Here is a 13,526-nt window from a genome sequence, read left to right on the forward strand (position 1 = left end):
TTGGGGCGCAATACTTCTCAGCGATGAGGTCGTCCGTACGCCGTCAGGACACTGGCCGCCCCCTGCCGGCCACGCTTCGGAGCCACGGGTCGCCGACACTGCGGCGGTTGTAACGCTGGACAACGGGAGCAGGCGGCGGTCGAGAACGGTGCCGAGGCGGAGCAAAGCCATTCCGCGATCTCGCGCTTGAGGACCTGCCCGAAGCGGGAAGCACCGGTAAAACCCAACTCGACGGCGACATCAGCACCGCCGCCGTTGCCATCCAACGACGACGGCAGACGGGGCGACCGCGTCAGCGCACAACGGTTCCAAGTGTCCGAAGAGCACAGTGCGCAACCGACACGGTCTGGAATGAACGGTGAAGGCCTTCATTCCAGATCGTGTGGTCACTTGCTCCCGAGCGCGCGCAGGGTGCCGTCGAGTCGTTCCAGCGCGGCCGAGATCCATGGCAGCGATACGGGGTCCGTGCTGCGCAACGCCGTCCAGCGTTCGTCGGCGGTGCGTCCGTAGAGCAGGCTCGTCGCCGCGCGGAACCGCAGTTGTTCGGGTGCGTCGCCGAAGTGTTCGCCGGCGAGCACGCCTATGCCGTGCTCTTCGAGCAGGTGGTCCGCCAGCGCGACGCCCGTGCGGATGCCCCGTGCGGCCAGTTCGGGCCGCAGGACCTCGAGGTCGGGGTAGAGGTAGAAGGCAGCCTGCGGACGGCGGCAGGATATCCCCGCTTTGGCGAAGATGTCGTGGGCAGCGTGGGCGACAGTCGCGTGCAGCCGCCGGCTGGCTTGGACGTGCTCGAGAACGGGCGGCGGCGAGTCGAAGACGTACGCGGCGGCCGCCTGCATCGGCCCGGCCAAGCAGGACCATAGTTCGCTGCCGAGAGCCGTGATCCCGTCGGCAATCCGGTGCCCCGCGGATCCTTCCGGCACGCGCAGAAACCCGATGCGCCACCCGCCGAGGGCCATCGTTTTGCTCAACCCGCCGGTGACGATCGTGCGATCGGGCAACAGGGCGGCGGGGCTTTGCACCGCGGCGGGGTCGTAGGCGAGGTCGCGGTATATCTCGTCGCAGACGACGGTCAGTCCGTGCCGGTCGGCGAGTTCGCAGACCTGCTGCACCAGCGCCGGCCCGGCGACCGTCCCGGTCGGGTTGTCCGGGAGCGTGAGGATCAGGATCCGCGGATCGGCGCCGCGTGCTCGGGCGGCGGCCAGCGCCGAGGTCAGCAGCTCGGGGTCGGGAACGCCGCCCGCGGCGCCCGGAATCGGCACCGGGATCGTTCGTTTGCCCGCCAGCTGCGCTTGAGCCGCATAGGTAACCCAGGACGGAACCGGAAGCACGACGTCGCCGGGCAGCGTCGAAAGCGCCGCGTAGAGCAACGCCTTGCTGCCCGGGGCGAGCAGGATCTGGCTGGCGTCGGTCGGAAGCCCGCCCCGGGACAGGTATCCGGCGACTGCTTCCCGGGCCCGCACCGTCCCGGCGACCGGCGTGTACGAATTCTGCCCGGCCCCGTCGGCGAGCGCGGCGGCTGCCTCGGGAAGGACGGGAAGCCCGGCCTCCCCGAATCCGAGGTGGATGATGTCTTCGCCGGTCGCACGACGCGCGTTGATCGCGTCGTTGAGCGCAAGGGTCGCGGAGCGCGAAACCACGGAGTCCTCCTGGTGTCCGATGTGGATGGTGCGGGCCGGGTCAGCTGTCGGTCACGGGAAGCTGATACGTCCGGCGGACGCTGGTGCCCAGCTTGCCGATGTCGGCGCCGTAGATATGGATCGAAACCACAGTGGTTTCTTCGGCGTTGCGCACCAGGTGAATGTCTCCTGGCGGGGCGAAGCCGCACGCGATGCCCGGACCGTTGACGACGTCGGCGACGGCGACGAGGCGTGCGGTCGCGCCTTCCCCGCGCAGTTCGTACCGGCGCTCGGTTTCCGCTCCTTCGTAGACGCCGGCCACGCACCAGGCGATGTGGTCGTGGATCGGCGTTTCCTGCCCGGGTTCCCAGACCAGGGCGACCACGGAGAAGCTGCCGTCCGGTTCCGAGTGGACTACGTGCTGCCGGTACCGGTCGGGGTCGCCCACGCGATATTCGGGCGGCACGAGATTCGGCCGGGCCAGGAAGGATTCCAGCTGCGCGGCCACCAGCCGCGCCGTCTCGGCGGGCGGGCGCTCGCGGCGGACGATGTCGCGGACCCCGGAGACCAGGTCGGCAAGGACGGGTGCCGGATCGAGAGCGGGGACGGTTTTCACGGGGGCCTCCGATCGAGAGGGAGCGGGCGAAAGAAGGAATGCGGGGCGTCAGCCGAGAGCGCCGATCAGGTCGGTGATCAAGTCGTCCGCGTTCTCGATGCCGACTGAGATCCGGACCAGGTCGGCCGGTACCTCGAGCGCGGTGCCCGCCGCCGACGCGTGGGTCATGCGCGCGGGATGCTCGATCAGCGACTCGACCCCGCCGAGGGATTCGGCGAGCGTGAAGATCCGGGTGCCGGCACAGAGGTCGAGCGCGGCCTGTTCCCCGCCGGCCAGCCGGAAGGAGATCATGCCGCCAAAACGGCGCATCTGCTTGCGGGCGATTTCGTGACCCGGATGGCTGGGCAAACCGGGGTAGAGCACCTGGCTGACCGCGGAATGAGCGTCGAGTGCGGCCGCGATCCGTTCCGCGTTGTCGCAGTGCCTGTCCATCCGCACGCCCAGGGTCTTCAGGCCGCGCAAGGTCAGCCATGCGTCGAAGGGCCCCGCGATCGCTCCGGCCGCGTACTGGTGGAACTGGATGTGCTCGGCGAGTTCGGCGTCCCGGACGATCGCGGCGCCGCCGACCACGTCGGAGTGCCCGCCGATGTATTTGGTGGTGGAGTGCACGACGATGTCGGCGCCGAGGGCCAAAGGCTGCTGGAGGTACGGGGACGCGAAGGTGTTGTCGACGGCGAGGAGCGCGCCGGCTTCGGCCGCGACTCCGGCCAGACCGGCGATGTCGGGTACTCGCAGCAGCGGATTGGTCGGCGTCTCGCACCAGATCAGCCGGGTTTCCGGGCGGATGGCCGCTCGGACGGCGTCGAGATCGCTCAGGGACACCGGGCTCGCGGACAAGCCCCACCGCTGCAGGACTCGGGTGAACAGGCGCAGGGATCCGCCATAGGGGTCGTCCGGGATGAGGATGTGGTCGCCCGGGGCGCACACGGCGCGCACCACGGCGTCCTCCGCGGCGAGTCCGCTTGCGAAGGCGCTCGCGTAGGTGCTGCCCTCCAGCGCCGCTAGGCATTCCTCGAGCGCGGTGCGGGTCGGATTGCCGGCGCGGCTGTATTCGTAGCCGCCGCGCAGCACGCCCACCCCGTCCTGCTGGTAGGTCGAGGTCTGGTAGATCGGCACCACGACCGCGCCGGTGCTCGAGTCGGGCTCCTGCCCAGCGTGGATGGCAACGGTCTCGAACGCGTGAACCTGAGTCATGTGCAGCAGCCTGCTTCGACCCGCCCCATTCGGTCCACTTCGAGATTCTTGCCGTTCTAGCGGGTTCTGCTTATATCCCCGGCGCGGGGATTTTCGACCTGGTCGATCCCGAGATCTCGTCGGCCGCCGACTGGAGTGCCTCCAGCATCAGCCGGGTGGCCGGCACCGTGTTGAGGCTGGCCAAGGTGTAGGCGGCCACGATCCGGGAGTCCGCGGGCGTCACCGGGCGGCTGACGATGTCGGGATGGCGCAGGAACGACTGGACCATGCTCGGCATCATCGCGATGCCGGTCCCGGCGGCCACGAGGCTCTGCACCGCGAGGTTGTCGTCGGTAGTGAAGTCGATGTCCGGCTCGAAACCGGCCGCCGCGCAGCACCGGACGAAGTGGCTGCGGCAGCGCACGCATCCGGCGATCCAGCGTTCCTCGGCCAACTGGGCCAGTTCGACCGACCGGCGCCGGGCGAGCGGGTGCGCGCGCGGCAGCAGGACGACCAGCGGATCGTGCAGGAGCTCGAGGGTGACCAGGCCGTCGGGCTGAGGCTGCTCGGATTCGGCCTCGTAAGTGAAGGCCAGTGCGACGTCGCAGTCGCCGCGCCGCAGGGAATCGATCGACCCGGGCGGTTCGCCTTCCAGCAGTTCGACGCGAATCCCTGGATGCCGGGCCCGGAGCGCGGCGAGGGCCGGCGGGATCAACGTGGCGTTGGCGCTGGGGAAGGCGCAGATCCGCACCTGCCCGGCTTTGAGCCGGGTGATGGCGGTCATCTGCTTCTGCGCGGTGGAGATCGCCCCGAGGATGCCTGCCGCGTGGCGCGCGAGGACTTCGCCGGCTTCGGTGAGCCGGAGACCGCGGCCCGCCCGCACGAACAACGGCGTGCCCACCGCCCGTTCCAGGCCCTTCATCTGCTGGCTGATGGCTGGCTGCGTGTAGCCGAGATTCCGCGCCGCGGCGGCGAACGAACCGGCGCGCACGACCTCGTGGAAAACGCGAACCTGCCTCGAGTCGAACATCGCCGAAGAATAAGCAGCACTTTGAGACGTGTAAAGAAACCGGGTCTGGACTTTCGCTGGTGATACAGGTCATGGTTGCGCAACCCAAAATCGCCCCGCACAGGAGACGCCCACCCAGCCCGTCGCCTCGTTCCACCGCATACCGGCCAGGAGCGGCCCGCGCTCCCCGAGCACGCAAGGCTACTTCGATGAAGCTCTCCCGTAGACCATTCGCCCGCATCACGACGGCCACCCTCGCCGGCGCGCTCGCCGTGCTGGCCTCCGCCTGCTCGTCCGGCTCCGCCGGCACGACGACGGCCGACGGCGTCAAGCTGGTCAAGGCCGGTCAGCTCACCACGTGCACGCACCTCCCCTATCCGCCGTTCCAGTACGAAAAAGACAACAAGGTAGTCGGGTTCGACGTGGCGATGATCGACCTCGTCGCCGCGAAGCTCGGTGTCAAGCAGGTCATCGTGGACCAGCCCTTCGAGACGATCAAAACCGGCGCGGTGCTGAACGCCGGCGTATGCGACGTCGCAGCCGCCGGCATGACGATCACCGACGCGCGGAAGAAGAACCTGGACTTCACCGTCCCGTACTTCAACGCCACCCAGGCGGTACTGGTGCGCAAGGGGCTCGCCGTGACCTCGCTCGAGGATCTCAAGGGCCAGCACCTCAAGCTGGGTTCCCAGTCTTCGACGACAGGCGAGGATTTCGCCCACAGCCACGGCGTGGACTCCCAGTCGTTCGAAAGCTCCGACGCCGAGCTGAACGGCTTGCGCACCGGGCAGGTCGACGCGGTGATCCAGGACTTCCCCGTCGTGCAGAACTGGCTCAAAGACGCGGCGACCGCGCAGAAATTCCAGCTCGCGGTCAACCTGGAAACCGGTGAGCGGTACGGCTTCGCGGTGAAGAAAGGCGGCAATCCGCAGCTGCTGCAGCTGACGGACAAGGCCATCGCCCAGGCGAAGCAGGACGGCACGTACAAAAAGCTCTACGAGCAGTGGGTCGGCCCCATGCCGGCAGGTGCGGACGCCTCGTGAGCACCCGAGTCGACGAAGAAGCGCCGGAGGCGCCCCGGCTGGCGAGCGGCGCGAGCCGGTGGTCGCCTCGGCGGAGGCAGCGGGCGGCGCGCACCGTCCAGTACGCCGTGTTCGGCGTGGTCCTCGTCCTGGTCGCGGTTCTGGCGGATTGGCAGCGGCTCGGGCAGCAGTTCCTGGATCCGGCCGTGGTCAAGGAATTGTTCCCAGACCTGATCACGGTCGCGCTGCTGAACACGGTCACCTACACGGTCAGCGGGTTCGCGGTAGGCCTCGTGCTCGGACTGCTGATCGCGCTGATGCGGCTGTCCTCGGTCGGGCCGTACCGGTGGGTCGCGATGGCCTACATCGAACTGTTCCGAGGGCTGCCCGCCTTGCTCATCTTCATTTTCGTCGGGGTCGGGGTGCCACTGGCGTTTCCCGGCATGACGTTCCCGGGCGGCGCATACGGCCAGGTGGCCTGCGCGCTCGGCCTGGTCTCGGCCGCCTACATGGCCGAGACCATCCGCGCCGGAATCCAGGCTGTCCCCCGCGGCCAGCTGGAAGCCTCACGCACCCTCGGCATGTCCCACAGCACCGCCATGCGGACGATCGTGCTGCCGCAGGCGTTCCGGATCATCGTGCCCCCGCTGACCAACGAGCTTGTCCTGCTGTTCAAAGACTCCTCTCTCGTGCTGTTCCTCGGCGTCACGCTGGAACAGCGGGAACTCACCAAGTTCGGTCGCGACCTGGCCAGCCAGCAGGCCAACACGACGCCGATCTTCGTGGCCGGATTGTGCTACCTGCTGATCACCGTTCCGCTGGGCTATCTGGTGCGCAGGCTCGAAGCCCGGCACGCGAAGGCGCGGTGAGAGGATGGCGGCCCTCCCCCTCCGCACACGACCGACCCGGACCACCAGCACCGGCAAAGGCACGGGAGCCGACATGACAGCAGCGATCGAAATCCAAGGCCTGCACAAATCGTTCGGCCCGCTGGAGGTGTTGCGCGGCATCGACTTCAGCATCTCGCCCGGCGAGGTGGTGTGCGTCATCGGCCCGTCCGGATCCGGCAAGTCGACGCTGCTGAGGTGCGCGAACCTCCTCGAACAGCCGACCGCGGGACGCGTGCTGGTCAGCGGAGTCGACATCACCGATCCCGACGTGGACATCGACCGGGTGCGGCGCCGGATCGGCATGGTCTATCAGCAGTTCAACCTGTTCCCGCACCTGAACGTGCTGAAGAATCTGACTGTCGCGCAGCGCAAGGTGCTCAAACGCGGGCAAGCCGAAGCCGACCGCGTCGCCCGCGAAAACCTCGCCAGGGTCGGCCTGGCGGACAAAGAACGCAGCTTCCCGGCACAGCTGTCGGGCGGGCAGCAGCAACGGGTCGCGATCGCCCGCGCGCTCGCGATGGGCCCGGAACTGATGCTGTTCGACGAGCCGACGAGCGCCCTCGACCCCGAACTGGTCGGCGACGTGCTGCGGGTGATGCGCGGCCTCGCCGACGACGGCATGACGATGATGGTCGTGACCCACGAGATGGGTTTCGCCCGCGACGTCGCCGACCGTGTCGTCTTCATGGACGGCGGGGTCGTCGTGGAGGAAGGCGCGCCGGAGGAAGTGCTGGGCAATCCCCGACAGGCACGGACACGCTCGTTCCTCGCCCGGGTGATCCATGCCGAAGCCGCGGACCCCGTCGCGGAGACAACGGCCTAGGCCGCCGCGCTCGTCCGGTTCCATGACGCGCCAGGGATCCTGATCGGCACCAACCATGACACCTCCCGGACAAGTCCGCCACGATGACCGCCGAACTCGGCCTCCCGGCCCCGTTCGGCCGCGGAATCCTGACCGAGGTCGGCGACCGGACCACCTCCCGGCTCGAAGAGACTCTCGACACGACCAGCGCATCGTTCCCCGCGCCGCCGGAAGCCGTGGACGTCGGCGCGGCGGTTCTTCCGGTGCTGCTTGAGAAGATCGCCTGCAGAAGGCAGTCCCCGTCGATGACCTTTCTATCGCCGACATCACCTTCCGCTGGAGATTCGGGCACGTGCCCCGCTTCTCGGCAGCTGACCTCTCTCCCCCCCCGACGACGACAAGAACCACGGCAGCAGCGGCAAAACCATCCTCAGCAAAGGAATTGCTCGCACCGCCAACGTCAACAACCCGTCCACAATCTGCGGCCAGACCGCCGCCGTCGTCCCATCCGCACCAAACCGGAGCGCCCCGCCGACGTCGAGGCCGAGGTCCGCGCTCCCGGGAACCGTCGCCGGACTGGATATCGCCCATGCCACTGGCCTGACGCTGTTCGCGATGGTGCGGCGCACTGACGAGCGGGGGTCGTCTACGCAAAGGCTTCGGGTTCGTCGCCGACGCGTCCCCGATCGTCAGCCGAGACCTTCGATGATGCGGAAGTCGCGCTCGAAGCCGTCGGGGAGTTCGGCCAGCGCCTCCTGGTAGGCCGCGCTCGCGCGTGCGGCGACCGCCTGCTCGAAGGTGTCGAACTCGATCAGGACAACGCGCTCGGCGATTCCGGCTTCGTATCCGACGACCCGGCTGCCGCCGCGGGCGAGCACCCGCCCGCCTGCGGCTTTGACGGCCAGACGGGCCAGTTTGTTGTAAGCATCAAGCCTTTCGGGGTCCTCGATGGCGGGGTAGACACTGACCCAGTAGCCCTTGGCCACGGTCCCTCCTGTGTTCGGAATTGATGGTCAGGAACATACTCAGGTCACTGGCCGGCGCGCTGTCTTCCCCTGCACCCGAACCTGCCCGTCGCGGGACGGCGGCCAGGCGTAGCTCGCGTCCCGCTACGACCGGGTGCGAGCGATGCGCGGCGACGACCTTTCGCGGTCTCCACTGTGGACAAAGCGCGCCCTCAGGGACGACGCTGACGAAGCTTCAGCAGCGCCACGGATTCGACGCAGCTGTCGTGGGCACACAGCACCCGGAAACCTTCATTTCCTGCTCGCATTCGATTCTTCGAAGCCGGCTGACCTAACTCGGTGCGACGCGTTTATGCAAGGGTTTTGCGCGATGGCGGCAGGGGCGTTCGACGGAACGCTCAAGGCGGAACACACGACAGGTCGTAACATCGCGTCTTTCCTGCAGCTCGAGTGGGAGCCGAAGCGACAGCCCTGATACGGCGGGTGAAGCAGGCGTTCGATCCCGCCGAGATCCTCGGGCCGGGCACCTGGCGATGCTCGGCGTCAGTCAGCGACGCGTCGGCTAGGACGGCGGTGGGGCTGCCACCCGAACCGCCGCGCAGGCACGCCCGGACGAGGGTAACCAAGCCGATCATCCGGCCACCCGCACCACGTACTTGCCGTTCCCGCGCCCTTGAGCCAGCAAGTCATGCACCTCGCCGACCGCCGCCAGGGACTCCACCACCGTGATCGGCGGCCGGATCTCGCCCGCGGCGATCATGCCCAGCCCGCGCTCCAGCGCCGAGGCCGCCACCCCCGGCGCCGTCGCCGTCAGCCTGCTCATGCTGAAGCCGATCACGCCCACGTTGCCGCCGATGAGCCGTCCCGCCGGGGGCAACGGTGCGGGCGCCCCACCCGCCGCGTTGCCGAACAGCACGATCCTCGCCCCTGGGGCGGCGACGTCGAGATCCACCTCCAGCAGCCCGGTTCCGGTCGGATCGAGGACGACGTCCACTCCGTCCGGCGCCACCCCGCGGATCGCCGCCGCGAGGTTCCCGTCGCGGGCGAACACCTCGTCCCAGCCCGCCGCCCGGCCGGCTTCGATCTTGTCCGGCCTGCCGACCGTGCCCACGCGGGTTCCGCTGCCGAGCGCCGCCGCCACCTGGCTGAGCACCGATCCGATGCCGCCGCTGGCCGAGTGCAGCAGCACCGACTCACCGGGCCGCAGCCTCGCCCGGTCGGTCAGCAGCAGCACCGCCGTGGCCACGACCAGCGGGGCCGCCGCGGCCTGCGCGGACGACACGCCGTCGGGCACCGCCACCGTGACGCCGGCCTCCGCGACCGCCACCTCCGCCAGCCCGCCACCCGGCGTGAAGGCGGCGACCCGCTGCCCCGGCCGGACGTGGTCCACGCCGCTGCCGATCTCTTCGACGGTCCCCGCCACCTCGAGCCCCGGCACGTACGGCCACGCGGACGCGTAGCCCGGGTCGCCGCGGCGGGCCATGACGTCGATGAAGTTGATCCCGGCGTGGCCGACCGCGATCGTCACCTGCCCCGGCCCGGGCCGCGGCCGCTCCGCCTCGGCGACCGACGTGGTCGTCGCGTCGGCCGACGGCCCCGCGATGCACAACGCTCTCACTGCGCCCTCACCTTTCCGAATCACGTGGATCCGGGCCCGCCGGAGTCACCGGGCCCGGGACGACGTCGCCGAGAACCCGCCCGACGTACCGGCCGCCTTCGAGCACGCCGGGATCGTCGTGCGCGGCCAGGATGAAGCGGTACCGGCGAGCCGCCTTCACCGCGCGCATCTCCTGCACCACCGACGTCGTGAAGTTGTTGCTCAGCGCCGGATCGCCGGGCACGAGGAAGGTCGGCTGGACTCCCGCCACGAAGCCGTCCCGCGGCTGGTTCCGCAACGCGCCTTCGACGTCGTAGAAAAGGTCACCGCACAGGTAGGCCTCGCCCTCCGCGGTGTCGACGACGATGCCGATCGAGCCCGGCGTGTGCCCGCCCGAAAGGCGGCACGTGATCCCGGGGAAGAGCGTCTCGCCCGGGCCGCCCGGCTCCAGGTCGAGGAACCGCAGCGCCCCCGGCGTGTAGAGCCGCTCGATCAGGTGCAGCAGGTCGTCCTTGGCGTAGGCCCGGCCCTGGATTCCCGTGCAGGCGCCGCCGAGCTCCCCGCGGTTCACCACGACCGGCACGGACATCGGCACGCGGTGCAGGTGCCCGGCGTGGTCGCGGTGCAGGTGGGTCATGATCACGCAGGTCAGGTCGGCCGGTTCGAGCCCGTGGGCGGCCAGCTGCTCCTCGAACCCTTGCCCGGGACCGATCTCGCCGCCCGCGCCCAGGACGGACGGATCGCGGTAGCCGGCGTCGACGAGCACCGGCCCGCCGTCGCCGAACAGCAGGAAACCCTGTGCCGGCACCGCGATCCGGCGTCCGGGCGGGATGCCGCGCAGCCGCATCGACTCGTCGATGACCACGGACCCGAAGTTCAGCCGGTGGATCTCGAAGGTCATCGACCCTCCCGGTGCCGCGCGTAGCGCCGCCAGGCGTCGGAGATCGCCTGGCGGATGGCACCGGCGCCGGTGCCGAGGTAGTTCTGCTCGACGACGGCCAGGATCGGCGCCGGATCGGCGGAGAGGTCGGCGCCGAGCAGCAACTCGGCCACCCACTGCCGGACTACGGCCGTCGCCGCGGTCGCCTCCGCCTCGATCACGGTGTGCGTCCGCCGGTCCACGCGCAGGCACACGGAAAACAGCTCGTGCGCGCTGTGCGCGGCCGAAGCCGCGGCCACCTTCGCATACCCGACGACGATGAGACTGCCTGCCGCTGTCATCGCGGGATTGTCCCACCCGACAGGCCCCGGGTGCTCGATGTGGACGGTCATGACCGTGCCCGCGCCAGCTCGGCCGGGCTGTCCTCCGCCGCGGGCTTCGGGCGGGCGAGCGCGAGACACCCCGCTCCCGCGACCATGGCCGCCACCATCACGGCGAACACGAGCGTGAACGAGCCGCTGGCCTGGACGATCCAGCCGATCGCAACCGGCCCCAGCAGGCCGGCGAGCTGGGTGCCCATGTTGATGAATCCCAGCCACGTCCCCACTTCGCCCGGGCGCACCACGTCCATCGGCACCGACCAGAACGGCCCCAGGCCCGCGTAGAGGAAGAAGCCGGACGCGGTCAGGAACACCGCGGACGCGGTCGCGTCCGGCGCGGTCGCGGTCGCCGCGACGGTGACCGCGGTGAGCAGGTAGGTGACCGCGACGAACCCGCGTCGCGACCGGTTGAACCACCGCTGGCAGACGTACGCGCCCAGCAGCATGCCCACCGTCCCGGCGAGGAACGGCACCGTCGAGAAAACCCCGGCCCGCAGCAGGGTCAGCCCTCGGTAGGTGAGCAGGTAGGTCGGCAGCCAGTTCATCAGGCCGTACAGGACGAAGCCGAAGCAGAAGAACGCGCCGAAGGTGAGCCAGATGTGCGGAACCCACCACCGCCGTGACCGTCGCGCGGCTTCCGGCGCCGGTCGCGTCACCAGGTTCCGCCGCCCGGGCGCGTCCCGCATCACCGCGAGGACCAGCACGACGCACAGCACGCCCGGAACCAGCGTCGCGTAGAAGACCGAACGCCAGCCCCACGTCGCGATCAGGGGGAACGCGATCGAAGGCGCCAGCGCGGGTCCCAGGGTGAGCGCGGTGAGCATCAGGGCCAGCGGCAGCGAACGCCGGCCCGGCTCGAACCAGTTCGACAGCGCCCGCCACAGCGGGGGCGCGTGGAACCCTTCCCCCGCGCCCATCAGCAGGCGGACGACCAGCAGTGCGGCGAGGCTGCCGGCGACCACGCCGGTCAGCACGCTGAAGACGGTCCACCACGCGATCGCCGCGGCGATGACCCGCCGCTGCCCGAACCGGTCCGTCCACGCGCCGGCCGGCACCTGCACGATCGTGTAGCTGAGGAACAGCGCGCCGGAAACCACGCCGGCGACCGCGGGCGACAGCCCGATTTCCTTGCTGATGAACGGAAGCGCCGAACCGAGGGCGACGCGGTCGAAGTAGGACACGAGGAGGGTGAGCCAGAGGACGCCGAGCACGACCCACCGGTACCGTCCGGTCAACGCGGTTCTCATGGCCGTCAGCTCACCTGCGCTTCGGCCGGCGCGGTGTCGAACCCCGAGTCGGCCGGGAGGAACTCGTTGACCGGGGAGCCGAGGAACTCCGGGACCTCGTCCGGGTCGTGCAGGCCGACCGCGAAGCTCTTGATCAGCGGATCGTCCTGCAACCCGGGCGTGTGCACCTCCAGCAGCGTGCACGGCCGCCCGGTCCGGTTCCACGACCAGTGGATCCGGCCGGCCGGGACGCGGAGGAAATCGCCGGCCCGCAGGTGGAACGCGCGGTCCTCGACGAAGACCCACAGTTCGCCGTCGCGCAGCCAGTTGAGCTGTTCGCAGTCGTGCGTGTGGGGCCGGGAGTGGTAGCCCGCCGGCCGGGTCGCGAGCATGAGCGACGAGGAGTTCCCGAAGACGGCTTGGGTCGTGAACGACGTGTCGCCCATGTCCGCGGTCTCGGCCGGGACCCGGTCGCCGGGCACGTGAATCGACATCGCATCTCCCTTGACGCGTGAGACGGGCGGCGCGGCTGCGACACCGGTCAAGGGAGGTGGCTCGACAGAGGGCGACGTGGAGGGGCGGCCCGCCACCGACGCGCGGTCGATGTCATCTGTTGACGCGTGGACTGTAATCCGGCGCCGCGGCCGGAAGCAAGAGCCGCCCTCGCGCCTGGCCGGCTCGATCAACGTGAACGCCATCGCCAGACAAGCGGCCCGCGAGCCCGGTCCTTTGGTCACCTTCGTGCGACGGCGCGCGGTGAACTCGTTCGGGTTGGTGGTGTGTAAGCGGACCCGGTGCTCGGCCAGGCAGTCGTCGAACGCCCGCAACTCGTCGACGTCGCCGGTGACCTTCGCGACTGCCTCGGCGAACTGGGCGCCGTAAGCGGTCTCGAAGGCTTTCACCGGGTGCGGGGCGTGTTCCGCCAGGCGGATGTTGGCGTGGATACCGTCCGCACACCGACACCCGCAGTCCACACTGGACAGACAACGTTCGGCGAACGTGCACCATCGCGGCGGACAGGCCCTTCGCGGAACGCGAGACACTGGCCCAGCGGGCACGAAGTCCCCGCTGGACAAGCCATTCAGGTACGACAACGGCAGCCCCTCGGTGGTTTTCGGGCGATGTCGCCCCACAACAATGGGAAGTCGGCAGCCCGGTCCAGCAGGACGTTTCGGCAAGCTGCTCGGCCGGAGAGCCACGGCTGCCCTGGATAGGAAATCACCGAGATCGACTCGGCGATTCGACAGTTCCGCCAGGCCGAGACCGAGCGGCGCGTTCGCGGCCGGCGGAGTCAATCCGACCGCGACACCGCTGTGCCGACCCCAGTGGTCGAACTACCGTTGCAGTACT

At 69.6% G+C, this 13,526-nt stretch carries 13 protein-coding genes and 2 pseudogenes; 4 read left to right on the forward strand and 11 right to left on the reverse strand.

What is annotated here, in order from left to right:
• Positions 1 to 386: 386 nt before the first annotated feature.
• The 4 genes from ATK30_RS00645 to ATK30_RS00660 all read right to left on the reverse strand — a co-directional run bounded on the left by ATK30_RS00645 (position 387) and on the right by ATK30_RS00660 (position 4,435).
• Positions 387 to 1,637: a pyridoxal phosphate-dependent aminotransferase gene (locus ATK30_RS00645; protein ID WP_101433777.1), complete on the reverse strand. Its 1,251-nt coding sequence runs from the start codon at positions 1,635 to 1,637 to the stop codon at positions 387 to 389.
• Between the two features lie 40 nt (positions 1,638 to 1,677).
• Complete coding sequence (locus tag ATK30_RS00650; protein ID WP_208637212.1) at positions 1,678 to 2,232, reverse strand: cysteine dioxygenase family protein; 555 nt, start codon at positions 2,230 to 2,232, stop codon at positions 1,678 to 1,680.
• Between the two features lie 48 nt (positions 2,233 to 2,280).
• Entirely contained in the window at positions 2,281 to 3,426 is a 1,146-nt protein-coding gene (locus ATK30_RS00655; protein ID WP_101433778.1) for a cystathionine gamma-synthase, read from the reverse strand.
• Positions 3,427 to 3,496: 70 nt separating this feature from the next.
• Positions 3,497 to 4,435, reverse strand: coding sequence for a LysR family transcriptional regulator (locus ATK30_RS00660; RefSeq protein ID WP_101433779.1), 939 nt, complete (start codon positions 4,433 to 4,435; stop codon positions 3,497 to 3,499).
• A gap of 188 nt (positions 4,436 to 4,623) precedes the next feature.
• Between ATK30_RS00660 and ATK30_RS00665 the strand changes: the two genes are divergently transcribed.
• From ATK30_RS00665 to ATK30_RS00675, 3 genes are all read left to right on the forward strand, one after another.
• Positions 4,624 to 5,457, forward strand: a complete 834-nt coding sequence (locus ATK30_RS00665) for a transporter substrate-binding domain-containing protein (protein WP_101433780.1) — start codon at positions 4,624 to 4,626, stop codon at positions 5,455 to 5,457.
• Positions 5,458 to 5,495: 38 nt separating this feature from the next.
• The gene (locus tag ATK30_RS00670; protein ID WP_101433960.1) at positions 5,496 to 6,305 is read left to right on the forward strand and encodes an amino acid ABC transporter permease; all 810 of its coding nucleotides are present in this window, start codon (positions 5,496 to 5,498) and stop codon (positions 6,303 to 6,305) included.
• 73 nt (positions 6,306 to 6,378) lie between these two features.
• Positions 6,379 to 7,149, forward strand: coding sequence for an amino acid ABC transporter ATP-binding protein (locus ATK30_RS00675; protein ID WP_101433781.1), 771 nt, complete (start codon positions 6,379 to 6,381; stop codon positions 7,147 to 7,149).
• Between the two features lie 668 nt (positions 7,150 to 7,817).
• On the opposite strand, the gene ATK30_RS00685 is transcribed toward ATK30_RS00675, so the two are convergent.
• Entirely contained in the window at positions 7,818 to 8,114 is a 297-nt protein-coding gene (locus ATK30_RS00685; protein WP_101433783.1) for a DUF1330 domain-containing protein, read from the reverse strand.
• Positions 8,115 to 8,256: 142 nt separating this feature from the next.
• Between ATK30_RS00685 and ATK30_RS47200 the strand changes: the two are divergent.
• Positions 8,257 to 8,822: pseudogene (locus ATK30_RS47200) on the forward strand (FAD-binding oxidoreductase).
• Here ATK30_RS47200 and ATK30_RS00695 read toward each other — a convergent pair.
• From ATK30_RS00695 to ATK30_RS45890, 6 genes and pseudogenes are all read right to left on the reverse strand, one after another.
• A complete protein-coding gene (locus ATK30_RS00695; RefSeq protein ID WP_208637215.1) occupies positions 8,725 to 9,711 on the reverse strand; it encodes a quinone oxidoreductase family protein in 987 nt (328 codons plus the stop codon). The pseudogene ATK30_RS47200 and the gene ATK30_RS00695 sit on opposite strands and share 98 nt — an antisense overlap.
• Before the next feature lie 7 nt (positions 9,712 to 9,718).
• The gene (locus ATK30_RS00700; protein ID WP_101433784.1) at positions 9,719 to 10,591 is read right to left on the reverse strand and encodes an MBL fold metallo-hydrolase; all 873 of its coding nucleotides are present in this window, start codon (positions 10,589 to 10,591) and stop codon (positions 9,719 to 9,721) included.
• Entirely contained in the window at positions 10,588 to 10,911 is a 324-nt protein-coding gene (locus ATK30_RS00705) for a DUF3870 domain-containing protein (protein ID WP_158242418.1), read from the reverse strand. The genes ATK30_RS00700 and ATK30_RS00705 overlap by 4 nt, the downstream gene beginning before the upstream one ends.
• 47 nt (positions 10,912 to 10,958) lie before the next feature.
• Positions 10,959 to 12,197 (reverse strand): MFS transporter, encoded by a 1,239-nt coding sequence (locus ATK30_RS00710; protein ID WP_101433786.1) that lies wholly within the window; start codon positions 12,195 to 12,197, stop codon positions 10,959 to 10,961.
• Positions 12,198 to 12,202: 5 nt separating this feature from the next.
• Positions 12,203 to 12,670, reverse strand: a complete 468-nt coding sequence (locus ATK30_RS45885; protein WP_341867333.1) for a cupin domain-containing protein — start codon at positions 12,668 to 12,670, stop codon at positions 12,203 to 12,205.
• Between the two features lie 174 nt (positions 12,671 to 12,844).
• Positions 12,845 to 13,078, reverse strand: a pseudogene (locus ATK30_RS45890) (IS256 family transposase); the annotation flags it as partial.
• Positions 13,079 to 13,526 lie beyond the last annotated feature (448 nt).

The sequence above is a fragment of the Amycolatopsis echigonensis genome, assembly GCF_002846615.1.
Taxonomy (GTDB): Bacteria; Actinomycetota; Actinomycetes; order Mycobacteriales; family Pseudonocardiaceae; genus Amycolatopsis; species Amycolatopsis echigonensis.

Excerpts from the sequence above, each read along its gene's own strand:
- ATK30_RS00710 (WP_101433786.1), bottom strand. The coding sequence starts at position 12,197 with ATGAGAACCGCGTTGACCGGACGGTACCGGTGGGTCGTGCTCGGCGTC.
- ATK30_RS00705 (WP_158242418.1), bottom strand. The coding sequence starts at position 10,911 with ATGACAGCGGCAGGCAGTCTCATCGTCGTCGGGTATGCGAAGGTGGCC.
- ATK30_RS00665 (WP_101433780.1), top strand. The coding sequence starts at position 4,624 with ATGAAGCTCTCCCGTAGACCATTCGCCCGCATCACGACGGCCACCCTC.
- ATK30_RS45885 (WP_341867333.1), bottom strand. The coding sequence starts at position 12,670 with ATGTCGATTCACGTGCCCGGCGACCGGGTCCCGGCCGAGACCGCGGAC.
- ATK30_RS00700 (WP_101433784.1), bottom strand. The coding sequence starts at position 10,591 with ATGACCTTCGAGATCCACCGGCTGAACTTCGGGTCCGTGGTCATCGAC.
- ATK30_RS00655 (WP_101433778.1), bottom strand. The coding sequence starts at position 3,426 with ATGACTCAGGTTCACGCGTTCGAGACCGTTGCCATCCACGCTGGGCAG.
- ATK30_RS00660 (WP_101433779.1), bottom strand. The coding sequence starts at position 4,435 with ATGTTCGACTCGAGGCAGGTTCGCGTTTTCCACGAGGTCGTGCGCGCC.
- ATK30_RS00675 (WP_101433781.1), top strand. The coding sequence starts at position 6,379 with ATGACAGCAGCGATCGAAATCCAAGGCCTGCACAAATCGTTCGGCCCG.